The organism is Chryseobacterium sp. NFX27 (genome assembly GCF_049887855.1).
GTDB lineage: Bacteria > Bacteroidota > Bacteroidia > Flavobacteriales > Weeksellaceae > Chryseobacterium.
Genome location: NZ_JAGEKK010000003.1, coordinates 170,817 through 194,475 on the forward strand (window position 1 = coordinate 170,817; position 23,659 = coordinate 194,475).

The following is a 23,659-nucleotide window of genomic DNA, read 5'->3' on the forward strand; positions in this document are numbered from 1 at the left end:
CTATTTAAAATAAGATAGCCCCTTCCAGTTCCAGAAGTTTTTGCTTTCTCCAGATTCCTCCGGCATACCCTACCAGTTCACCATCTGAACCTATTACCCGGTGGCAGGGAATTATGATCGCTATTTTATTAATCCCATTGGCCGTTCCTACAGCGCGTACGGCTTTAGGATTGCCCAAAAATTCGGATTGCTGCTTATACGTCCGGGTTTCTCCTAGGGGTATTTCTGTCAGAAGCTGCCAGACTCTTTTCTGGAAATCTGTTCCTGTGGTAAAAAGCGGCACATTAAATTTCTTCCTTTTTCCCTCGAAATATTCGTTGAGCTCATCCTCCAGCTGCTTAAAGTGTTTATTCTCCCCCTGGACGATTTCTGCATTCATCGTTTTAGACAGCTGGCTGAACTGACGGTCAATATTTTTACGGTCCGTAAATTCAAGCAGACAGATTCCTTCTTCGCACGAACAGGCAAACATGGGACCTAATGGGGTTTCCAGTCTTTTCAGATCAATAATTTTCCGGCGGACTGTATTTTTGGGTGTCGTACCAATCACATCTTTAAAGCGTTCATTAAAGCCGCTTAAACTTTCGTAACCTGATTCCAGTGCTGCTTCCATAATGCTTCCGCCATTTTTTATTTTCTTAAATGCTTTATTCATTCTGAATTCTCTCTGAAAGGCCTGAAAAGTCATTCCGTGGTTTTTCAGAAACCAGCGTCTTATGGTTACCGGTTCAATATTTCTTTTCAGAAGGTCTGTGTCTTTGATTTTTAATGATTCGTTCTGCTGAAGTTCGTCCATCAGATCCTGAATATACCGGGGCGTTTCATTCAGCTTTTCAAGCGGCCTGCAAATTTTACACGGTCTGTAGCCGTTTTGTATTGCTTTTTCTGTATTAATAAAGAATTCTACATTTTCTCTTTTTGGCTTTCTGGCTGTACAGGTTGGACGGCAGAATATACCCGTAGTTTTTACAGCCATCCAGTAGATGCCTTCAAATGAGGAATCTTTCTCTAAAGATGCCTGATACATTCTTTCTTCTGTAAGCTTTATCATATCTGAAAAATTGGGGAAAAGCTCCCGGTCTCACCAATGTTTTTTAATGCCGTTTCCAATTGATCATAAATATAACCATTTAAAAAATTTCCGGATGAAATTCTTTTAACGCCCAGCCTTTTAAGGGTATTAAAATCCGGAAGTCCAGGCATAGCCATAACACTGAACGGAAGTTTCGCGGCATCAGTAAGGCGTTCAATATCCTGTACTTCGGTGATACAGGGAACAAAAATCCCGTCCGCTCCCACTTGTTCTATAATTTTCATCCGCTGTAAACTTTCTTCTGCTGCATTGTCTACGCCAAGCAGAAACGGATCTATCCTGACATTGACGAAAATCTCTATATGCTGTTCTTTCAGCTTCTGAATAACTTCATTTAATTTATTAAAAAAATCGTCTGTACTTAATAATTTTCTGCTGCCGTCAATGATGGCACTATCCTCAATATTGATCCCGACAACACCTGCCTTCGCCAGTCGGGAGATGTTTAAAACAATCTCGTCAGTGGTTTTTCCGTAACCTCCTTCCATATCTACAGATAACGGAATTGATATGGATTTTAAAATTCTTTCAATGATATAAAAGTATTCATCAAAGCTTATGTTTTCGCCGTCTTCATATCCCAGGCTAAATGCTACGGCCGAGCTTGAAGTCGCTACTGCTTTATAGCCCAATTTTTCATAAGCCTTAGCGCTCTGAACATTCCAAACGTTTCCTATCAATAAGGGATCATGCTGCTGATGGAGTTCTCTGAATCTCTGAATTGCTGTCATTTTAATTTTTTATCAAAAGTAGTATGGATCCTGCTTTTATGCAACCGAAAAACGGACAAGTATTTTTATAGGGTAAAACTCTGTAAGAAAATTACAGGACTTAAGTTTACTTATATCAAATCATTTATTTTCCGAGTTCTTTTAAAACTGATTCTGCCCAAGCAGCATACATTGGATTTCTCATATCATCTTTCCAGTTAGAGCCATTGCAGAGGATAACCAAACCGCTTTTGGTAGGCATGTGCAAAAACATAGAAGCACACCAACCGTCGTTTTCACCTGTATGACCAACAGTCTGAAGATTTTCAAAGTTAAAGAACCGGTAGCCGAGACCGCTTTCTCCTTCACTGGAACCTGGCTGGACACGCTGTTCCATCAATCGTATCGTTTCGGATTTCAAAACTTTATTTAGTTCTTTTGGATCGGCTGTGATGGATAATTCAGCAAAACGGGCAAAATCTACAATTGTTGTCTGCAATCCTGCAGCAGCCTGTTCGGTAAATATTCTGTTTTTTATAGGTTTTCCCAATGTATCATAAGCTGTGGCAGAATTTGCTTTCATTTCTTCTGTCCATTCATAATTAGTGTGATGTAATCCCAAAGGCTTAAAAACATTTTTTCTCATGTATTCAGCAAAGTTTTCTTTGGTTCTTTCTTCAAGTAAAAGCTGTGCAAGAGTGTAACCTCCTCCGGAATATTTCCACTTTGTTCCCGGTTCCATAATAAGGCTTACACTTTCCCTGTTTCTTTTTGTTTTTCCTGATAGGGATTCTTCTAATGATAAGAGTTTAGCTCCCTGTTCAGAACCTCCATATCCATGTACGGAAAGCCCAGCCGTATGGCTTAGAATCCGTCTAAGGGTAACTTTTGAAACATCAAATGAGGATTGTGGTAGTTTCCAACGGGTTAAATACTGATTAACAGGGTCATCCAAATCAACCAGCTTTTTTTCTGTCAATCGCATAAATCCCCACGCAGCAACTACCTTTGAAATTGAACCAACGTTAAAAATTGTCTGGTTTGTAACCGGCCTTTTACTAGCCACATCAGCATATCCAATGCACTGTATCCATGCTACTTTTCCATTTTCAATCACTGCAACAGCCACTCCGGGAACATTACTTTTTTGGGTATACTCTAAACCAAGCCTCTGGATTTTTTTATAGAGCGAGTCTGTTTTTTCGGGCATACCACCAGTATTGGGCTCTGCCGCAATACGTTTTGCAGCAGTACAGGAAAAAAGAATTCCAATACATGAAACGGTACAGAAGAAATTGGATTTGATGTTTATCATTTGACAATGTATTTTATTAATATCAATTTTCAATATCATTAAATCTTCGCTGTTATTCAGATATACGCAATGTACACATTTCACCTATAACCTTCTTTCTAATTCATACAAATTTCTATAATCAGCTGATATTTAATTTTTTCAAACAAAAACCCCGCAAGAAAACTCGCAGGGTTTGAATATATTCTTTGGTTCCGAAATTACATCGTCTCCATTTTGAAACTCATGCTTTCAATGACTTTCAGGATGGCTTCTACCGTGTCCATGGATGTTAAACAAGGTACGCCGTTTTCCACACTCATTCTTCTGATCTGGAATCCGTCCCTTTCTACCTGTTTACCTTTGGTCATGGTATTTACTACATACTGAACTTTTCCTTTCTGGATCAGGTCGATAAGGTTTACATCATCTTCTCCTATTTTGTATCCTATTTTACAAGGAATCCCTTTTTCTTCAAAGAATTTAGCGGTTCCTTCCGTTGCCCAGATTCTGAAACCTACTTCATGGAATCTTGACGCCAGATCTGCAGCTTCCTGCTTGTGTTTATCTGCAACAGTGAACAAAATGGAACCGTGCATCGGAACTTTTCTTCCTGCTGCGATCAATCCTTTGTAAAGGGCTTTTTCCAGAGTAGTATCTTTACCCATTACCTCTCCTGTAGACTTCATTTCAGGTCCCAGAGAGATATCTACCTTGGTCAGCTTTGAGAAAGAGAATACAGGAACTTTTACATACACGCCTTCTTTTGCAGGAACAAGACCATTTTTGTATCCTAAATCTTTCAGTTTCTGCCCTAATATTGCTTTTGTGGCAAGATTAGCCATCGGAACTTCTGTAATTTTAGAAAGGAATGGAACTGTTCTTGAAGAACGTGGATTCACTTCGATCACATATACATTTCCTTCGAAAAGAACGTACTGGATATTCATTAAACCAATCACATTCAAACCTTTAGCCAGTCGCTGGGTGTAATCTACCAGAGTATCAATCTCTGACTGTGAAACATTCTGTGTAGGATATACTGCAATTGAGTCTCCTGAGTGCACTCCGGCTCTTTCGATGTGCTCCATGATTCCCGGAATCACTACGGTTTCGCCGTCACAGATGGCATCGATCTCTATTTCTTTTCCTACCATGTATTTGTCGACCAAAACAGGGTGCTTAGGACTTGCATCTACCGCATGCTCCATATAGTATGCCAGCTCAGCTTCTGCATAAACGATTTCCATAGCACGTCCTCCCAATACGTAGCTTGGACGTACCAAAACCGGATAACCGATCTCGTTGGCAATTTTTATTGCTTCTTCTTTTGAAGTAGACGTTTTTCCTAAAGGCTGGGGAATTCCCATTTCCTGAAGTGCTTTTTCAAATTTATCTCTGTTTTCAGCTCTGTCAAGGTCTTCCAGTGAAGTTCCCAGAATCTGTACTCCGTGTGAAGCCAGTTTATCTGCAAGGTTGATTGCCGTCTGCCCTCCGAACTGAACGACAACTCCTTTTGGTTTTTCAAGCTCGATGATGTTCATTACATCTTCTTCCGTCAACGGCTCGAAGTATAATTTATCTGAGATGGAGAAGTCTGTAGAAACGGTTTCAGGATTGTTGTTGATAATGATGGCTTCGTAGCCCATTTCTTTGATTGCCCAAACCGAGTGAACCGTCGCATAGTCGAATTCTACTCCCTGTCCTATTCTGATTGGTCCGGAACCTAAAACGATGATTTTTTCCTTATCTGAAACTACACTTTCATTTTCTTCTTCGTAAGTTCCGTAGAAATATGGGGTTTCGCTTTCAAATTCAGCGGCGCAGGTATCTACCATTTTGTAAACCGGCATTACTCCGTTTTCTTTTCTGAAATTGAAAACTTCACGCTGCTTCACTTCCCAAAGATGGGCAATGTTCATATCTGCAAACCCTAATTTCTTCGCCTGAATTAAAGTTTCTTTATCAAATTTATTGGCAGTGATCACTTTTTCGAAATCAACCAGCTTTTTTAATTTCCAGATGAAGAATTTATCGATTTTGCTCCATTCTACAATCTGTTCCCAGTCGTATCCTTTTCTTAAAGCATCTCCGATGATGAACAATCTTTCATCGTCGCAGACTCTGATTCTTCTTTCGATTTCTTCAGCCGTTAATGCTTCAGCCTGCTTTGTTTTTAACCCTAAGTGTCTGATTCCGGTTTCAAGAGAACGGATGGCTTTCTGTAAAGATTCTTCGAAGTTTCTTCCGATGGCCATTACTTCTCCGGTGGCTTTCATCTGTGTAGACAATCTTCTGTCTGCTGTTTCGAATTTATCGAACGGAAATCTTGGGAATTTTGTCACCACATAGTCAAGGGCTGGCTCAAAACATGCGTATGTTTTTCCTGTTACCGGGTTCATGATCTCGTCAAGCGTTAAGCCTACCGCAATTTTTGCTGCAATTTTCGCAATCGGATACCCTGTCGCTTTACTTGCCAATGCTGATGAACGGGAAACCCTAGGATTCACCTCGATGATATAGTAGTCGAATGAATTCGGGTCTAAAGCCAGCTGTACATTACACCCTCCTTCAATTCCTAAGGCTCTGATGATCTTTAAGGAAGCGTTTCTCAATAACTGATACTCTCTGTCAGAAAGCGTCTGAGAAGGCGCTACGACAATAGAATCTCCGGTGTGAACACCTACCGGATCTATATTTTCCATGTTACAAACCACAATCGCATTGTCGTTGGCATCACGCATTACTTCGTATTCAATTTCTTTGAAACCGGCGATTGATTTTTCGATAAGACATTGGGTAACAGGACTATATTTCAGTCCCAGTTCTGCAATTTCTTTCAACTCAGCCTCTGTGGAAGCAATACCGCCTCCGGTTCCTCCCATCGTAAAGGCGGGACGAACAATCACAGGATAACCGATCTCATCAGCAAAACGGATCGCTCCTTCTACTGTAGTCACAATGTCTGATTCCGGAACCGGCTCATTCAGCTCTCTCATCAGTTCACGGAAAAGATCTCTGTCTTCCGCTCTGTTGATCGCAGAAAGTGTAGTTCCTAAAACTTCCACTTTACATTCTTCAAGAATTCCTGATTTTTCAAGTTCTACCGCCATGTTCAGACCTGTCTGACCTCCCAGTGTCGGTAACAAAGCGTCCGGACGTTCTTTTCTGATGATGTGGCTTACAAACTGAAGTGAAATCGGCTCGATATATACTTTATCTGCGATTTCTACATCCGTCATAATGGTTGCAGGGTTTGAATTGATCAAAATCACCTTGTAGCCTTCTTCTCTCAAAGACAGGCAAGCCTGTGTTCCTGCGTAATCAAATTCAGCTGCCTGACCGATGATGATGGGTCCTGAACCGATTACTAAAATTGTTTTTATATCTGTACGTTTTGCCATTTTCTTTTTATTGTAGAGTCAAGATTCTAGAGCCAAGAGCCAAGATCCCAGACTTTTATTTTAAATTATTTTTAAACGAATAAATCATTCTCTGAATTTCAGAAACTTCACTTAGTAAAGCATTTATTTTTTCTTCCGGTAAAAGATTTAATTCTCTAACCAAAATCAGCTGTGTCTGCAGTTCAAAAGCTGAACCTAGAGCAATTGCCAAAAAATGATTGAATTCTTTACTTCCATTTCTACCAGAACCTTCCGCAATATTCGAAGGAATAGAAACTGCAGATCTTTTAATTTGAGAAATCAAACCGTACTTTTCATCGTTACTGATCTCCTGACAAATAATATAAACATTTTTTGCCAGTACAATAGATTTTTGCCAGAAAAGTAGTTTCTCAAAGTTGTACATCTGTAGTTTATTAATCTTGTTGTTGCGTCTTGATTCTTGTATCTTGATTCTTGGTTCTTATTTTTTGAAGCCCTCCATTAAATCAATGAACTCATCAAACAAATAATTTGCATCTTCCGGACCAGGGCTTGCTTCCGGGTGGTACTGAACGGAGAAGCATGGGTGGATCTTGTGTTTCAGACCTTCATTGGTTCTGTCATTCAAAGCAATATGGGTTTCCACCAAGTCCGTTCCTTTAAGACTTTCCTGATCTACAGCATATCCATGGTTTTGAGAGGTGATGGAAACTTTGTTTTTCTGCAGATCCAGTACAGGGTGGTTTCCTCCTCTGTGTCCGAACTTCAGTTTGAAAGTTTTTGCTCCACAAGCTAAACCGATCAATTGATGTCCTAAACAGATTCCGAAGATGGGAACTTTTCCTAATAATCCACGGATCATTTCTAATGCCTGCGGGTTGTCTTCAGGGTCACCGGGACCATTTGAAAGCATAATTCCATCCGGATCCATTAACATAATCTCTTCTGCCGAGGTGTCGTGAGAAACTACAGTGATGTCACAGTTTCTTTGAGAAAGCTCTCTGATAATCCCTAACTTGGAACCGAAATCCACCAATACTACCTTAAATCCTCTTCCCGGATTAGCGTAAGCTGTTTTTGTAGAAACAGTTTCCACCTGATTGGTTGGGAAAGTTGTAGATTTTAATTCTGCAACAACTTCGTTTTCATCAGCTTCAACGTTTACAATTTTACCTTTCACAACGCCTGAATTACGAAGAATTCTGGTGAGTCTTCTGGTGTCAATTCCAGAAATTCCCGAAAGGTTTTTCTTTTTAAATAATTCATCTAAAGTGATCTGAGTACGGAAATTGGAAGGAAGATCGCAAAGTTCTTTTACGATAAGTCCTTTAATAGCCGGCTCGATACTTTCATAATCATCACGGTTAATACCATAATTTCCGATAAGCGGATAGGTCATGCAAACAATCTGACCGCAGTATGACGGATCGGAGATCAGCTCCTGATAACCTGTCATTCCGGTATTGAAAACTACTTCTCCGGCAGTTTCCAATTCTGCTCCGAAACCTTCTCCATGAAACACTTCACCGGACTCCAGTATTAATTTTTTCTTCATTTTAAAATTAGATATTAGATTTTAGAAGTTAGAAGTTAGACTTCCTCGTTCTGTTTTATTTTTTTCTTTTAACCACCCCGTCAAAAAACATTCTATTTTTTGACACTCCTCCAAGGGAGGGGAATTTTTGTATGTTCAAGATCCGGAACCCGAATCTCAAAACTCGTTATTTAAAGGTATACCCTTCTTTTTCCAGGGTTTCTTTCAAAATTGCCATTCTTGCGAAAACGCCGTTCTGCATCTGTTTAAAAATTCTTGAACGTTCACATTCTACAAGGTCTGTATCAATCTCTACGCCTCTGTTGATGGGTGCAGGATGCATGATAATTGCGCCTTCTTTCATTGCTTTTTCTCTTTCTTTCGTAAGACCATATTTCCTATGGTATTCGGAAGCAGAGTAGCTCATTTTTGCATCGTGTCTTTCATGCTGGATTCTTAGCAGCATCAGGACATCCACTTCAGAAATTAGCTGATCCACCGGTAAATAAGTTCCATTAATTAAAGCCCCTTCATCAAACCAGTGTTCAGGTCCGGAGAAGTATACTTTAGCACCCAATCTTCTTAAGGCTTCTGCATTGGAATTGGCAACACGGCTGTGTTTTACATCTCCAACAATTCCTATTTTCAGTCCTTCGAATTTTCCGAATTCCTGAAAGATCGTCATCAGATCCAGCATGCACTGGGACGGATGATTTCCGGTTCCGTCTCCTCCGTTGATTACCGGAATATTAATGTTGTTTAATTCTTCAAAATATCTGTCTTTTTTATCTCTGATCACCACCAGATTTATGCCTAAGCTTTCAATGGTTTTTACGGTATCATAAAGACTCTCCCCTTTATTTACGGAACTGTGTGAAGCATCAAAAGGTACTACCTGCAGGCCCAGTTTCCTTTCTGCGATATCAAAGCTTGTCTTTGTTCTTGTACTGTCTTCAAAGAAAAGATTTGAGCAGAAAATTTCTCCTTCAATTTTTGCAGTTTTTCCGTTGGCAAAAGCCAGTGCTTCGGTCAGTATACTGTTGATTCTCTCGGTGCTTAGTTCTGTAATCGTAAACATAATTCTTTAATTTTTGAGCATAAAAAAAGCGAAGACAACATCTTCGCTAATAATAAATATCGTAAAGGGCGCTTTCGCCCGGTAAATCTAATGATATAAACACTCTTTTATTCATTAGGTGCAAAGATATAGAAATTTCACGAATCTACAAAACCAAATTTTAAAATAAATTAAAACCTCTTAATCATTCCTTATTTTCATTTATAATTGATATTTTTGTTAAAATTCAAACCTATTCTATGGATTTAAAAGACAAAATGATTCTCAGTATTATTCAGGAAGACTCTACTCTATCTGTGAAAGAAATTTCAGAAAGGATAGGTCTTACATTTACTCCAACTTACGAACGTATCAAACAATTGGAGAAACATGGCATTATTGAGAAATACGTTGGTCTTTTGAACCGTGAAAAACTGGGCCTGAATATTGTTGTTTACTGTAATGTCCGTCTTAAAGAGCAATCCCAGAAAGTACTGGAAACCTTTGAGAAAAACATTATGAAACATGATGAGGTCCAGGAAATCATCAGTCTGTCCGGTGAGTACGACTATATGCTTAAGATCATCGCTAAGGATATTAATTCTTATAATGATTTTGCCGTTAATGTGATCTCAAATATTCCTAATATTGGCCAATATCACAGTTCTATTGTGCTTCACGAGGTGAAAAAATCCACTAAGTTTAAAATTGATTTAGATTAATTTTTTTTTCAATTTATCGCAAGGTTAAACAAAGAATAAGTAAAATGCTTTATTTTTTTAAGATAAACAAAGACGCTTCGCTTAATTTTGAAATACAATATTGATTACGTTTTTGGTTTCTCTTAAAATCACAGCTATTAAACTGATATTCTATTTTTTCCAGACAAAGAAATCCACTACATTTAAAATTGATTAATTTTTTTGCAATTTATCGCAAGGCTAAACAAAGAATAAATAAAATGCTTTATCTTTTTTAAGATAAACAAAGACGCTTCGCTTAATTTTGAAATACAATATTGATTACGTTTTTGTTTCTCTTAAAATCACAGCTATTAAACTGATATTCTATTTTTTCCAGACAAAGAAATCCACTACATTTAAAATTGATTAATTTTTTTGCAATTTATCGCAAGGCTAAACAAAGAATAAGTAAATGCTTTATTTTTTTAAGATAAACAAAGACGCTTCGCTTAATTTTGAAATACAATATTGATTACGTTTTTGTTTTTCTCTTAAAATCAATCCAATAATTTATTCTTCGGCTATTAAACTGATATTCTATTTTTTCCAGACAAAGATTTCCACTACATTTAAAATTGATTAATTTTTTCTCAGTTATCGCAAGGCTAAACAAAGAATAAATAAAATGCTTTATCTTTTTTAAGATAAACGAAGACGCTTCGCTTAATTTTGAAATACAATATTGATTACGTTTTTGTTTTTCTCTTAAAATCAACCCAATAATTTATTTTTCAGCTTATTAAACTGATATTCTATTTTATCCAGACAAAGATTTCCTATGCTTCCCTGATGACTATGGCTGAGATTTCCAACTTCAAACTCAAATTCATTATTTTCAATTTCCTGCCCTACTTTTACATAGGCATCACGGAATGAACTTCCTTTTTTTACCTCTTCATTAATCTTTTCTACACTGAACAGATATTTATACTTTTCATCTTCCAGAATTCCATCTTTTACCTGAATATTCGGAAGGGTGTAACTTAATATCTCCAGACATTCTTTCAATGAATCGATGGCCGGGAAAAGAATTTCCTTTGTCAGCTGCACATCTCTGTGATACCCTGACGGCAGATTGTTTGTTAATAAGATCAATTCATTCGGCAAAGACTGAATTCTGTTGCACCGTGCGCGAACCAGTTCGAAAATATCCGGATTCTTTTTATGCGGCATAATGCTGCTTCCTGTGGTGAACTCTTTTGGAAAACTGATAAAATTGAAGTTCTGGCTTAAATATAAACAGACGTCGTAGGCAAATTTCCCAAGCGTTCCGGCCAAAGTGGCCATGGCCATCGACAGCATTTTTTCTGATTTTCCGCGGGTCATCTGTGCATATACAGAATTGTAGTTCATTGACTGAAAACCTAGGTTATAAGTCGTACTTTCTCTGTCAATGGGGAAAGAGGAGCCGTATCCTGCTGCTGAACCCAGTGGATTTTTATTGATGATATTTTTTACCGAAAACAACAGTTCAACATCATCCAGTAATGCTTCCGCATAGGCACCAAACCACAATCCAAATGAAGACGGCATCGCAATCTGAAGATGGGTATAGCCCGGAAGCAGTATATTTTTATGCTGATCAGCCAGCTTAATTAAAATCTGGAAAAATTCATCGGTCAACGCTGTGATTTCACGTATTTCATCCAGTAAATAAAGTTTGATATCCAATAAAACCTGATCATTCCGTGATCTTGCCGTGTGGATCTTCTTTCCGGTATCGCCTAATTTTTCAATTAAAATCGCTTCAACCTGAGAATGAATATCTTCTGCTTCTTTATCGATCTCAAAGCTTCCGTTTTCGATATCTTTTAAAATATCTGCTAAAACAGAAAGCATCTGTTCTGATTCTTCGCCGGAGATAATTCCGGTTTCTGCCAACATCTGGCAATGGGCCATGGAACCTTTAACATCATATTTCGCTAAACGTTCGTCAAAGTCAAGATCTTTCCCGACTGTAAATTTGTTGACTAATATATTGGTGGCCAGGTCATCCTTCTGCCATATTTTTTTCATATTCTATTTTTTACAATATTCAATTTGTTTCAACCTGCCCAGCAGAGCATTCTTATTATTAAACTATAAAAAAACATCTCCACATTCAAAAGCTTCGTCTTTAATTTTCTTTTTTGCATAAATCTTATTAAAAACTAGGCTTTATTGCCTGCTGAGCCTGGTCAAAACATTTATTTTTTAGATATTAGATGTTAGTACTAAGGTGTATGTATAATTTTCCGGCATCTAACTTCTAATTTCTAACATCTAACTTCTCTTTATAAAACTTTTTCTAAGATCCTGATATAGATCTCGATTCCTTCTTCAATCTCTTTTATATAGATGTATTCATCTGCTGTATGAGAGCGCCTGCTGTCACCGGGACCTATTTTTACGGATGTGCACGGAATAATCGCCTGGTCGGACGATGTTGGTGAACCGTAAGTTGTCCTTCCGATTTCAAGACCTGCCTGTACAAAAGGATGATCCATTTCTATTTTTGAGGAGTTTAATCTGAGAGACCTGGCCGACAATGAAGATTTCATCTGTGACTGAATGATCTCAAACGCTTCCTTATTGGAATATTCATCGGTAACCCTTACATCCAAAGTGAAAGTACAGGCTTCCGGAACCACGTTGTGCTGAACACCTGCGTGAATTCCTGAAAGGGTAACTTTAACTTCGCCTAAATAATCGGAAACCTTCGGAAATTTGAAGTTCAGGATATTCTGAAGATCTTCTATACATTTCACTATGGAGTTATCATCATTCGGATGAGCGGCGTGAGAAGGAGTTCCTTTCATTTCCCCGTCTATCACCAAAAGTCCTTTTTCCGCGATCGCCAGATTCATCTGCGTAGGCTCTCCTACAATGGCGAGTTCGATGTCCGGAAGCTGTGGAAATAAGGCTTCAATTCCATCAAATCCTGAAATCTCCTCCTCAGCCGTCAAAGCAATAACTAAATTATATCTTAAATCTTCTTTCTCATAAAAATGTAAAAAAACCTGAGCCATGGAAACCAGAGAAGCACCTGCATCATTGCTTCCCAAACCGTACAGTTTTCCATCCTGCTCAACGGGAAGGAACGGATCCAATGTGTAAGCTTTATTAGGTTTTACCGTATCATGGTGGGTATTCAGCAAGACAGACGGCTTAGATGCATCAAAGTTTTTATTGACTGCCCAGATATTATTTTTAAAACGTTTTGCAGGAATATGATGTTTTTTAAAAAAGTTCTCAATCTCTACGGACGTATTGTATTCATCTTTGCTGAATGACGGAATTGCAATCAGTTTTTTAAGCAATTCAACCGCCTGAGTCAGCAGCTCCTCTTTACTATAAACAGATTTCAGTTCCTCCATGATTATCTTCTATATGATTTTTTAATTGGGTTTCTTTGATTAAGAATACCTTGTTTACCTTATTTTTTACAGCCCCGAGCGCATTTTCAAGCTTAGGCAGAATTCCTTTATGGAGCTTTCCCGCTTCTTTCAACACAAAGAATTCTTCTTCAGAAATATTTCCAATAACAGATTCAGGATCTTCAACATCTTCCAAAACACCTTCTTTATCAAAACAATAGAGTAATTCCACATTATATTTTGAAGATAAAGCCTGGGCAATGACCGAAGCAATTGTGTCTGCGTTGGTATTGAAGAGATTGCCTTTTTTGTCATGGGTAATCGCCGAAAACACAGGAACAAGCTTAAGTTTAATCAATTTTGAGATCAATTTCCTGTTCACGCTTTTCTTCTCAATATCTCCTACAAATCCGAAATCTATTTCTGCATGTTCTCTTTTTTTGGCTTTAATCAAATTTGCATCAGCACCGGAAAAACCTATCGCCTTGCATTTTTTCTGCTGAAGTTTTGCCACTATATTTTTATTGATACCTCCTGCATACACCATCGCCACAATATCCAGCGTATCTTTATCCGTGATTCTCCGCCCGTTGATCATTTTTTGTTCAACACCTAATTTATCCGCCAAAGTAGTTGCTAATTTTCCGCCTCCGTGAACCAGAATTTTCTTTTCTTTAATTTCAGAAAACTGCTCTAAAAATTCGTTCAATAATCCCTCATCATCAATTAAATTACCGCCGATTTTTATAATATATAGCTTTTCTTTCATTATAACCTTTTTTTGAAATTCTTCCTACTAATCCTTGGCAAGGATTAAATTCCGTTATTTAGAATTCAATTCATCCAAAATTTCTGAAAACACTGCCTGGGCAGAGAAAATTCTGTTTTTTGCCTGCTCATAGATGATGGAGTTTTCGCCATCCATTACTTGATCACTCAACTCCACATTACGACGGACCGGAAGACAGTGCATTACTTTTGCATGGTTGGTGTTCTCCAGTTTTTCTCCGGTCAGCATCCAGTTTTCTTTTACTTCCGGCATGGCTGCATATTCATCAAAAGAAGACCAGTTTTTCACATAGATAAAATCTGCATCTTTTAAGGCTTCATCCTGATTATGAATTACTTTGATATTTTTTGTAAAATTTTTATCCAGATCATACCCTTCGGGATTCGCGATCACAAAATCAACGTCCATTTCCTGCATCCATTCCGCAAAAGAATTTCCAACGGCCTGAGCAATGGGTTTGATGTGTGGTGCCCAGGTAAGAACCACTTTCGGTTTGTGCTCTTCTTTCCAGTTTTCTGTAATGGTAATACAGTCTGCCAGACTTTGCAGCGGGTGCCGTGTTGCAGATTCCAGAGAAACTACAGGCACTTTGGCGTGCTGTTCGAACTGGCTCAGAATACTTTCATTAACATCATCTTCTTTGGACTTCATTCCTGCAAAACAACGTACTGCAATAATATCACAGTATTGATTCAGAACTTCAATGGCATCTTTGATATGTTCAACAGTATCGCCATTCATTACGGCGCCGTCAGCAAATTCCAGATTCCAGGCTTCCTGGGCAGCATTTAAAGTCAGGACATTTAATCCTAAATTCTGAGCTGCAATCTGGCTGCTTAAACGGGTTCTTAAACTTGAATTTAAAAACACAAGGCCTATTGTTTTTCCTTTTCCTTTTTCCGGTTCGGAATTGGGATTTTCTTTAATCTGTAAAGCTTTTTTTATAATTTCCTGTAAGTTTTTTATGTCGCTTACAGAGGTGAATTTTTTCATTTGATGAATTTTTTAATTAATGGTGGTAATCTTAACCACAAAGGCACAAAGTTTTTTTATTTAACACTTTAGAACACTTCAATTTTAAAGGTTTATTATTTTGAAAACAGTAAGTTCACACAAGATGAAAATCAAAGATTTTCAAAAAACTAAAGTGTTCTTCCTAAACGTTTAGTAGTTTCTTAAAACTACTAAAGTGCTCAAACCTTTTGTGACTTTTGTGGTTTAAACCTTATCTAAAACTACTTTTAAAGCACCGACAAAAAGATCTGTCTCTTCTTTGCCGATATTGAGAGCGGGAAGGATCCTCAAAACACTTTTTTCATTGGAGTTACCGGTAAAAATGTGATGATCGTACAATAGACTTTTCCTCACTTCGGAACAGTCCTGATCCAGCTCGACTCCAATCATTAATCCTTTCCTTCGGATGGATTTGATATGTGGAAAATCTTTAATTTCGTTTTCAATATAATCACCCATTTTCTGTGCATTTGCCATAAGATCTTCTTCTTTCATAACATCCAGAACAGCAATGGCCGCTGCACAAGCCAGGTGATTTCCTCCAAATGTTGTTCCCAGCAACCCATGGCTTGCCTGAAATTTTGGATGAATCAAAACCCCTCCAATTGGAAAACCATTTCCCATTCCTTTTGCCGTAGTGATCATATCCGGTTCAATTCCGAATTCCTGATGAGCAAAGAAATATCCGCTTCTTCCATATCCTGACTGAACTTCATCAAGAATCAATGCTGCATCATATTTTTCGCATAGTTCTTTAATTTTGGATAAAAATTCTGATGTCGGAATCATAATTCCCCCCACACCCTGAATGCCTTCAATAATGACGGATGAAATTTCACTTCCCTGTGTTTCAAAGATCTCTTCAAGCTGTTTGATATCATTCCAACCGGATTTAATAAACCTTTCAGAGAAATTAACCGGAGCAACAATCTTTGGATTATCTGTTACAGAAACCGCCGCAGAAGTTCTGCCATGAAATGCCCCTGAAAAATAGGCCACTTTACTTTTCCCGTTATGGAAAGAAGCCAGCTTCAATGCATTTTCATTAGCCTCAGCTCCTGAATTACAAAGGAAAAGGCTGTAATCTTCATAGCCTGAAAGTTTTCCCAATTTCTCAGCCAGCTCAGACTGTAATTCATTCTGAACTGAATTTGAATAGAAAGAAATTTTCTCCAGCTGTTCTTTTAATTGAGCTTGATAATGCGGATGATTGTGTCCGATGGAAATCACTGCGTGACCGCCATAAAAGTCAAGATACTTTTCACCTTTGTCATCCCAAAGGAAAGAGCCCTGAGCTTTTACCGGATTTATGTTGAATAATGGATATACGTTGAATAAATTCATGTCTATTTATAAATGATAATTGATGTTTGATGAATGATTTACAGTGTCATCTTTTTTCTTATAATTTTTCTTTTGTCCTGAAACAAAAGAAACAAAAGTTCAAGACCTGGAAACTTCCGCTAAAAATTATTTCTATTCTCTAAAAATTCTAAAACTTGCGCGAATTCAGCATTTGTTTTTCGGTTCAACATTTTTGTCGCGCTTCAAACAGTAGAATTTTCTTGACGTTCATAGAATTAATTTTCTTAACGCTCCATTTTCCTAAGTCGAATATTTCGGTTTTTCAACTCACAATTGACTTACTGCCCATTCACTTTTTCAAAATGCTACCGGTTTTAAGTTCAGTCCCAGATTTTCTTCCCAGCCCATCGCTATATTCATGTTTTGTACAGCCTGCCCGGAGGCCCCTTTTAACAAATTGTCAATCGCTGAATGAATAACTGCTACATTTCCACTCTTTTCTATATGAATCACACAGCGATTGGTATTGACAACCTGCTTTAAATCAATTGCATTTTCACTTACCTTTACAAAAGGTTCCTTTTCATAAAAATCCTGATACAACTGAACGATATCTGAAAGTACTAAATCCGTTTTCACCGTAGAACTTGTAAAAATTCCTCTTGCAAAATCTCCTCTCCATGGAACAAAATTCAGACTGATATCGCTATGATTACACGAAACTAACTGCTGTAAAATCTCATCCACATGCTGATGTGTCAGCGTTTTGTATGCTGAAATATTATCATTCCTCCAGGTAAAATGTGTTGTCGCCTGTAAGGACTGTCCTGCACCTGTTGAGCCGGTAATTCCGGTGGTGTACACTTCATTCAACAATTCTTTTTCTGCTAACGGAAGAAGTGCCAGCTGAATGGCCGTTGCAAAACATCCGGGATTGGCAATACTTTTTGCTCCTGCCAGATTTTTTTTATTAATTTCAGGAAGCCCGTAGATAAAATTTCTGTTTCCAAAACTTCCATCCAGACGGAAATCATTCCCTAAATCAATGACTAAAGTTTCGTCTTTTACAGGGTTTGCAGTAAGCCAGTTCTGACTTTCCTTATGAGGAAGACACAGAAATAAAATGTCTGCCTCTTCGGGCTTATCCGTTAAAAACTGCTCACAAACTGCCGTTAAATCCGGGTACAAATCTGAAATTTTTGTTCCCGAATTGGAACGGCTATATAAAAAACTCAATGTCACATTGGGATGAAAAGCCAGCACACGGACCAATTCGCTTCCTGTGTAGCCGTTGGCGCCTACAATTCCTACTTTTTTCATTTTAACTTTATTGGCTGATAGAATTCTATTTTGAATTGATCTGGTGGTATATGTTTAGAGAATTGCTTACAATTTTTGTATATCCCTTTACATCTTCTCCCGTCCAGGCCCTGTTGGCTTCACCATAACTTCCGAATTTATCGGACATCAGATCATGTTTGGATTCAATTCCGTTTAAAATAAACCTGTACGGATGCAGGGTTATAAATACTTTCCCACTGACCGTTTCCTGAGAATCTGTTAAGAAAGATTCAATATTTCTCATCACAGGATCCAGGAATAATGCTTCATGAAGCCAGTTTCCATACCAGTCGGAAAGCTGAGACTTCATCATCTGCTGATATTTTGAAAGCGTATGTTTTTCCAGTAAATGATGCGCCTTGATAATCACTGATGCTGCCGCTGCTTCAAATCCCACTCTTCCTTTAATTCCAACAATAGTATCTCCAACATGGATGTCACGGCCAATTCCGTAAGCAGAAGCCAGTTCTTCAATCTTTTGAATAGCATACACGGAATGTTCAAAATTTTCTCCGTTCACAGCTATAACCTCACCATTTTTAAATTCAATTTCTAATTCTGAAGACTGAGTTTCTTTAATTTGTGATGGAAAAGCTTCTTCCGGAAGGTAATTCCGTGATGTCAGAGTTTCCTTTCCTCCAACAGATGTTCCCCACAAACCTTTGTTCACAGAATACTGTGCTTTGTGAAATTCCATTTCATAGCCGTGACTTTTCAGGAATTCAATTTCTTCTTCACGGGACAGGCTCATATCGCGGATTGGCGTAATGATCTCTACTTCGGGGCACATGACCTGGAAAATCAAATCGAAACGAACCTGATCATTTCCGGCTCCAGTGCTTCCGTGAGCAATAGCACCGGCACCGGTTTCAATCGCATATTTTGCAATTTCCTGCGCCTGAACTGTACGTTCAGCACTCACAGATAAGGGATAGGTATTGTTTTTCAGTACATTTCCGAAGATCAGATACTTTACACAAGAATTATAATAGTCTTCCTGAGCATCAACGCACCTGTATTCTTTCACCCCAAGATCGAAGGCTTTTTTCTCCAGTTCTTTTTCTTCTTCTTTAGAAAAACCACCGGTATTTACAGTGACTGCATACACTTCATACCCTAGTGTCTCACTAAGATATTTAGCACAGTAAGAGGTATCCAAACCTCCGCTAAACGCTAAGACGACTTTCTTTTTCTCCATTGTACTCATCAATTTCGGACTGCTGAATTTCAGTCCCGTTTACTTTATTATTATTTTCAGGAACGAAAAGCATCGCTGTACACAGACAGTTTTTACGCTCCTTTTTCATTAAAATTTCATAATTCACACAGTTCTTGCACCCGTTCCAAAATTCTTCATCCTGAGTCAGCTCAGAATAGATGACCGGTTTATAACCCAGATCACTGTTAATTTTCATGACGGCAAGTCCTGTGGTTAACCCAAATACTTTTGCATTGGGATATTTTTCTCTAGATAACTGGAAAACTTTATTCTTGATCAAAGTGGCTACTCCTCTATTCCTGTAATTCGGAGATACAATAAGCCCGGAGTTGGCTACAAACTGACCGTGCGACCAGGTCTCAATGTAACAAAACCCCACCCATCGACCATTTTCAGTAGCAACCACAGCATTACCATCTGAAATCTTTTTCGTTAAATATTCGATGGAACGCTTTGCGATCCCCGTTCCTCTGCGCTGTGCTGAATCATACATTTCCTGCTGTATTTCATTCACATATATGAGATGTTCGCATGAGGAAATTTCTATTTCCATTTATTTATCTGATTTTTTTGGCAAATTTAAAGCATAATACCTTTAAAAACCAAATAAAAAAGATATTTTTTTTGTTTAAATGAAATAAACAGGTAATTTTATCTTTGATGATAATTACTAATTTGCTAAATTATTATACATTTGCTAAAAATCTATAGCTATGGAAAATAAGTGTCCGAAATGCAGCGGCAGTAAGATTGTTAAAAGCGGAATTATTAACGAAAAACAGCGTTTTCTCTGCAAAGACTGCAAGTACTATTTTACCGTTAAGAAAATGGGAAAACAGATTGATGACTATTATGTTACCAAAGCTCTCCAGCTTTATCTTGAAGGCTTAAGTTTCCGTGAAATAGAGCGAATTATAGGCGTTTCTCATGTAACTATAAGTTCCTGGATCAAGAAATACAATATCACTAGACCTCCTCATTCGGAGTTCCATCCTGTCTATAAAATTCTAAAACAGAATGAACTGATTGAATATATTGCCCAAGAAGACAATATCAAAAACTCCGGTCTTATCATTACTCAGTTTGCAGATAAATACATGCTGATTAAATGGGAACGGTTTAAGAAGTAGTGAAAGAATCAAGAATCAAGAACCAAGATGCAAGACATCAGATTTCAACATTAGCGAAGTGGCTTCGAGGACCTCAGCCACCAGACACTCCTTTTATCAGTTATAATTCATCTAAAAATCATTTCAGACTGATCGACTCTCAAGCCCTAAGACTCTCTAACCCCCATACCTACCCACCACGAAGCTTGAAATTTACATCTAAAAATCAATCGGTTACAATAAAACTATACTATTACCAATAATATATATTAAATTTTTGTAAATAAATTATTAATTACAATTTGGCTTTCACAAAAAACAACGCCAAAAATTGATAATTTATGAAGAAATTACTTTCATTTATTGGATTAGCCCTAATAAGCAGTTCTTTATATTCACAGGGTTCTCCTGATTACGGAGGCGGATTAAAATTAAACCTCAATCCGGAAGGAGATAAGTACATCAGATTCATATTGTGGGACCAGTTCTGGCTGAGAAGCACCCAAATGAACCCGGGAAGCATGGTAGCCAATGAAGCTACTGACAATTCCTGGAGTCTCGGAAACAGAAGATTGCGTGCTTTAGTATATGCACAGATCTCTAAAAGATATATGATCCTGGCTCATTTCGGAATCAATAACCAGACTTTCATCAATGGCGGAGCTACAGGCACCACAGGGACAGGAGGTTACGGAAACGGAAAGAAACCTCAGTTATTTTTTCATGATGCATGGAATGAGTACGCAGTTATTTTACCTGGAGAAGCGGGAAAATTCAGTTTATCTTTAGGGGCCGGACTTCATTACTACATGGGACTTTCCCGTATGACGATGGCTTCAACACTGAATTTCCTTACTGTAGACTCTCCTATCTTTTCATGGCCGTTAATTGACAATTCAGATCAATTTGCACGACAGCTGGGGATGTTTGCTAAAGGAAAATATGGTAAACTGGAATACCGTTTCAGCTTAAACAAGCCTTTTGCGACAGACCTGGTTCCGGTAAACGTTACAGACCCTTCAAGAGCTGCAGCCGTAGACAACAATGGAAATCCAAGCTTTTCAAAAGCAGGATATGTGGAATACCAGTTTCTGGATGAGGAATCCAACACACTCCCTTTTAAAGTGGGCTCGTATCTAGGTACAAAAAAAGTATTCAATGTAGGGGCAGGTTTTTACCATCAGGCAGACGGGACAAGAACTTCGGTAAATTCCAATATTGAAAAACACGATATTACACTTCTGGCAGTGGATGCTTTTGCAGATATTCCTTTGGGAAATTCAAAACACAAAATGGCCGTCTCTGCGTATGCCGGATATTATAACTACAATTTCGGGCCTAACTATATAAGAAACCTGGGAACAATGAATATTGCGGCCAACGACCCCAATTTCGCAGGAAACAGAGCCATTGCAGGGCCTGGAAATCTACAACCGATGATAGGAACAGGAAATGTGGTTTATGCCCAGGCAGGCTTGCTTCTTCCTAACCAGGCAGAAAAACCAAAAATCAGAATACAGCCTTTCGCGGCATACACTCATAAAAACTTTGAAGCATTCGATAAGTCGTCTTCACAGTTCGACGTGGGTGCCAACTGGTTTATAGATGGACACCACGCAAAAATCACCACACAATACTCTACAAGACCGGTTTACACAAACCCTACGGAAAGCCCATCTTCAAAAGGCGAATTCATTGTACAGTTTCAAATTTATCTTTAAACACCGGATGAACTTAATATCTTAATCCATTAACATCAAAATCAATCAACATGAGCGAAAATCACCACGAAAACTACGAGAATATGACTGACCGGCAGAAAAACCGCACCATCTGGAGCGTGATCACAGCCTCATCACTCGGTACTCTGATAGAATGGTATGACTTTTATATTTTTGGGAGTTTAGCAATCGTTTTAGCGACTAAATTTTTCCCTGCAGACAATCCTACCGCAGCATTTTTATCTACACTGGCTACTTTTGCAGCAGGGTTTGTAGTACGTCCTTTCGGAGCTTTGTTCTTTGGAAGATTAGGCGATATTATCGGAAGAAAATACACTTTTCTTGTTACACTTCTTATCATGGGATTCTCCACTTTCCTGATCGGGTGTATTCCCGGATATGAAACCATCGGATTTATGGCGCCGGTTTTAGTTTTAATTTTAAGGCTTTTACAAGGTTTGGCATTGGGAGGAGAATACGGAGGTGCCGCAACGTATGTTGCAGAATATGCACAGCCACACAGAAGAGGTTACTGGACTTCGTGGATTCAGACCACAGCAACCGCCGGACTTTTCATCTCATTAATTGTCATCTTAATTACCAAAAACTCGCTATCTGCAGCAGAATTCGATTCCTGGGGGTGGAGAGTTCCTTTCTGGATTTCAATTTTAATGGTGGGAGTATCTTATTTTATCAGAAAAAACATGAAAGAATCTCCGCTTTTTGCAAAGGCTAAAAGTGAAGGGAAAACATCTAAAAATCCATTAAAAGAGAGTTTTGGAAATAAATTCAATTTCAAATTTGTTTTACTGGCATTGTTTGGTGCAGCCATGGGACAGGGAGTTATCTGGTACACCGGGCAGTTCTACGCGATGAGTTTCCTGCAGAAAGTAATGAATATAGATTCTATGCAGGTGGATTATTTAATGGCTACCGCCCTGTTAATGGGAACACCGTTCTTTGTGTTTTTCGGCTGGCTCTCCGATAAAATCGGAAGAAAAGCAATCATGATGACAGGTATGCTGGTTGCTATTTTAGCCTACAGACCTATTTACGACAGTATGTATAAAAGTGTAAATATAGAAGCTAAAACCATTGCCGCCGGGGGAATTAAAGAAGCAAGAAGCGCTGCAATACACAAAGATATTGCATCGGACAGCTTAATTACATTTCACAAAGAGACTTCGTTTACAGACGGAACTTTCATGAAAAAGGACAGCATTGTACACTGGTCTGCAGCCGGTCCTGTCATGAAAGACGGAAAAGCGGAAGAGCCAAAGGTCACCAAATCGATTACATTAAACAATGATACAAGATGGTACCTGGTATTTCTGGTTTTCATTCAGGTGATTTTTGTCACTATGGTTTACGGTCCTATTGCAGCATTCCTGGTTGAAATGTTCCCGGTAAGAATCCGATACACCTCGATGTCTTTACCGTATCACATTGGTAACGGGGTATTTGGAGGTTTACTTCCGGCTGTGGCAACTTATCTGGTAACTCAGGGAAAAGATGCCGGACACCCAACGTGGTATCTGGAAGGACTTTGGTATCCTATTGGAGTCGCTGGAGTCTGTTTAGTCATCGGATTGATTTATCTTAAAAATAAGAACAACAATATCCATGATTAATAGAGATAATCACTCAGAAATTTATTAATTTTAAATCTACTAAAATGAACGGAATAAAAAAAATATTAGGCATTGTATGGATTCTGGTGGCACTGGTTGTTGCGTACTTCGGAATTACCGTCATGGGAATCCCTAAAATAACCTCAGGAAAACAGGAAGACCTGGTTTTCGGTATCATTATACTTTTTATACTGGTGCCGATTGTGTCCGGTGGAATGGCTATTTTCGGGTACTATTCGCTGATAGGAGAATATTCAGACGATAAAATCTGAAGCTAGATCAAATGATAATTGATGAGTGCCCTGTAAAGCATTCATCAATTATTTTTCTAATTTAAGATTGAATCCAAATTTTAC

20 protein-coding genes are annotated in these 23,659 nt (G+C 38.3%); 5 read left to right on the forward strand and 15 right to left on the reverse strand.

Going from position 1 to position 23,659, the window contains the following annotated elements:
• Nucleotides 1–4: 4 nt before the first annotated feature.
• The 7 genes from J4Q03_RS04995 to J4Q03_RS05025 form a co-directional block, all read right to left on the reverse strand.
• Nucleotides 5–1,051 (reverse strand): bifunctional transcriptional activator/DNA repair enzyme AdaA, encoded by a 1,047-nt coding sequence (locus J4Q03_RS04995; RefSeq protein WP_426047107.1) that lies wholly within the window; start codon nt 1,049–1,051, stop codon nt 5–7.
• Entirely contained in the window at nt 1,048–1,824 is a 777-nt protein-coding gene (locus J4Q03_RS05000) for an isocitrate lyase/PEP mutase family protein (RefSeq protein WP_426047108.1), read from the reverse strand. Before J4Q03_RS05000 ends, J4Q03_RS04995 begins: the two co-directional genes overlap by 4 nt.
• A gap of 124 nt (nt 1,825–1,948) precedes the next feature.
• Nucleotides 1,949–3,118, reverse strand: a complete 1,170-nt coding sequence (locus J4Q03_RS05005) for a serine hydrolase domain-containing protein (RefSeq protein WP_426047109.1) — start codon at nt 3,116–3,118, stop codon at nt 1,949–1,951.
• A gap of 200 nt (nt 3,119–3,318) precedes the next feature.
• Nucleotides 3,319–6,501, reverse strand: coding sequence for a carbamoyl-phosphate synthase large subunit (carB, locus tag J4Q03_RS05010; protein ID WP_426047110.1), 3,183 nt, complete (start codon nt 6,499–6,501; stop codon nt 3,319–3,321).
• Nucleotides 6,502–6,556: 55 nt separating this feature from the next.
• Nucleotides 6,557–6,907, reverse strand: a complete 351-nt coding sequence (locus J4Q03_RS05015) for a four helix bundle protein (protein ID WP_426047111.1) — start codon at nt 6,905–6,907, stop codon at nt 6,557–6,559.
• Nucleotides 6,908–6,964: 57 nt separating this feature from the next.
• Nucleotides 6,965–8,038 carry a carbamoyl phosphate synthase small subunit gene (locus J4Q03_RS05020; RefSeq protein WP_426047112.1) on the reverse strand — a complete coding sequence of 358 codons (1,074 nt, stop codon included), beginning with the start codon at nt 8,036–8,038 and terminating at the stop codon, nt 6,965–6,967.
• A 166-nt stretch (nt 8,039–8,204) separates the two neighbouring features.
• Nucleotides 8,205–9,095, reverse strand: coding sequence for an aspartate carbamoyltransferase catalytic subunit (locus J4Q03_RS05025; protein WP_426047113.1), 891 nt, complete (start codon nt 9,093–9,095; stop codon nt 8,205–8,207).
• 239 nt (nt 9,096–9,334) lie between these two features.
• Here J4Q03_RS05025 and J4Q03_RS05030 point away from each other — a divergent pair, with 239 nt between their 5' ends.
• Nucleotides 9,335–9,796 (forward strand): Lrp/AsnC family transcriptional regulator, encoded by a 462-nt coding sequence (locus J4Q03_RS05030; RefSeq protein WP_169235940.1) that lies wholly within the window; start codon nt 9,335–9,337, stop codon nt 9,794–9,796.
• A 732-nt stretch (nt 9,797–10,528) separates the two neighbouring features.
• On the opposite strand, the gene argH is transcribed toward J4Q03_RS05030, so the two are convergent.
• From argH to J4Q03_RS05070, 8 genes are all read right to left on the reverse strand, one after another.
• Complete coding sequence (gene argH / locus J4Q03_RS05035; RefSeq protein ID WP_426047114.1) at nt 10,529–11,833, reverse strand: argininosuccinate lyase; 1,305 nt, start codon at nt 11,831–11,833, stop codon at nt 10,529–10,531.
• A gap of 257 nt (nt 11,834–12,090) precedes the next feature.
• The gene (locus J4Q03_RS05040; protein ID WP_426047115.1) at nt 12,091–13,173 is read right to left on the reverse strand and encodes a M20 family metallo-hydrolase; all 1,083 of its coding nucleotides are present in this window, start codon (nt 13,171–13,173) and stop codon (nt 12,091–12,093) included.
• Complete coding sequence (argB, locus tag J4Q03_RS05045) at nt 13,148–13,942, reverse strand: acetylglutamate kinase (protein WP_426047116.1); 795 nt, start codon at nt 13,940–13,942, stop codon at nt 13,148–13,150. The genes J4Q03_RS05040 and argB overlap by 26 nt, the downstream gene beginning before the upstream one ends.
• Before the next feature lie 54 nt (nt 13,943–13,996).
• The gene (locus J4Q03_RS05050; RefSeq protein WP_426047117.1) at nt 13,997–14,956 is read right to left on the reverse strand and encodes an acetylornithine carbamoyltransferase; all 960 of its coding nucleotides are present in this window, start codon (nt 14,954–14,956) and stop codon (nt 13,997–13,999) included.
• A 225-nt stretch (nt 14,957–15,181) separates the two neighbouring features.
• Complete coding sequence (locus J4Q03_RS05055; protein ID WP_426047118.1) at nt 15,182–16,321, reverse strand: aspartate aminotransferase family protein; 1,140 nt, start codon at nt 16,319–16,321, stop codon at nt 15,182–15,184.
• 318 nt (nt 16,322–16,639) lie between these two features.
• Nucleotides 16,640–17,602 (reverse strand): N-acetyl-gamma-glutamyl-phosphate reductase, encoded by a 963-nt coding sequence (gene argC / locus J4Q03_RS05060; RefSeq protein ID WP_426047119.1) that lies wholly within the window; start codon nt 17,600–17,602, stop codon nt 16,640–16,642.
• A 25-nt stretch (nt 17,603–17,627) separates the two neighbouring features.
• Nucleotides 17,628–18,821 carry an argininosuccinate synthase gene (locus tag J4Q03_RS05065; RefSeq protein ID WP_426047120.1) on the reverse strand — a complete coding sequence of 398 codons (1,194 nt, stop codon included), beginning with the start codon at nt 18,819–18,821 and terminating at the stop codon, nt 17,628–17,630.
• Nucleotides 18,790–19,395, reverse strand: coding sequence for a GNAT family N-acetyltransferase (locus J4Q03_RS05070; protein ID WP_426047121.1), 606 nt, complete (start codon nt 19,393–19,395; stop codon nt 18,790–18,792). The genes J4Q03_RS05065 and J4Q03_RS05070 overlap by 32 nt, the downstream gene beginning before the upstream one ends.
• A gap of 160 nt (nt 19,396–19,555) precedes the next feature.
• Between J4Q03_RS05070 and J4Q03_RS05075 the strand changes: the two genes are divergently transcribed.
• The 4 genes from J4Q03_RS05075 to J4Q03_RS05090 all read left to right on the forward strand — a co-directional run bounded on the left by J4Q03_RS05075 (nt 19,556) and on the right by J4Q03_RS05090 (nt 23,575).
• Entirely contained in the window at nt 19,556–19,972 is a 417-nt protein-coding gene (locus J4Q03_RS05075) for a transposase (RefSeq protein ID WP_426047122.1), read from the forward strand.
• Nucleotides 19,973–20,292: 320 nt separating this feature from the next.
• On the forward strand, nt 20,293–21,672 hold the full coding sequence (locus tag J4Q03_RS05080; protein ID WP_426047123.1) for a porin: 1,380 nt from the start codon (nt 20,293–20,295) through the stop codon (nt 21,670–21,672).
• A gap of 50 nt (nt 21,673–21,722) precedes the next feature.
• On the forward strand, nt 21,723–23,303 hold the full coding sequence (locus J4Q03_RS05085) for an MFS transporter (RefSeq protein ID WP_426047124.1): 1,581 nt from the start codon (nt 21,723–21,725) through the stop codon (nt 23,301–23,303).
• Between the two features lie 44 nt (nt 23,304–23,347).
• Complete coding sequence (locus tag J4Q03_RS05090) at nt 23,348–23,575, forward strand: DUF6814 family protein (RefSeq protein ID WP_426047125.1); 228 nt, start codon at nt 23,348–23,350, stop codon at nt 23,573–23,575.
• Nucleotides 23,576–23,659 lie beyond the last annotated feature (84 nt).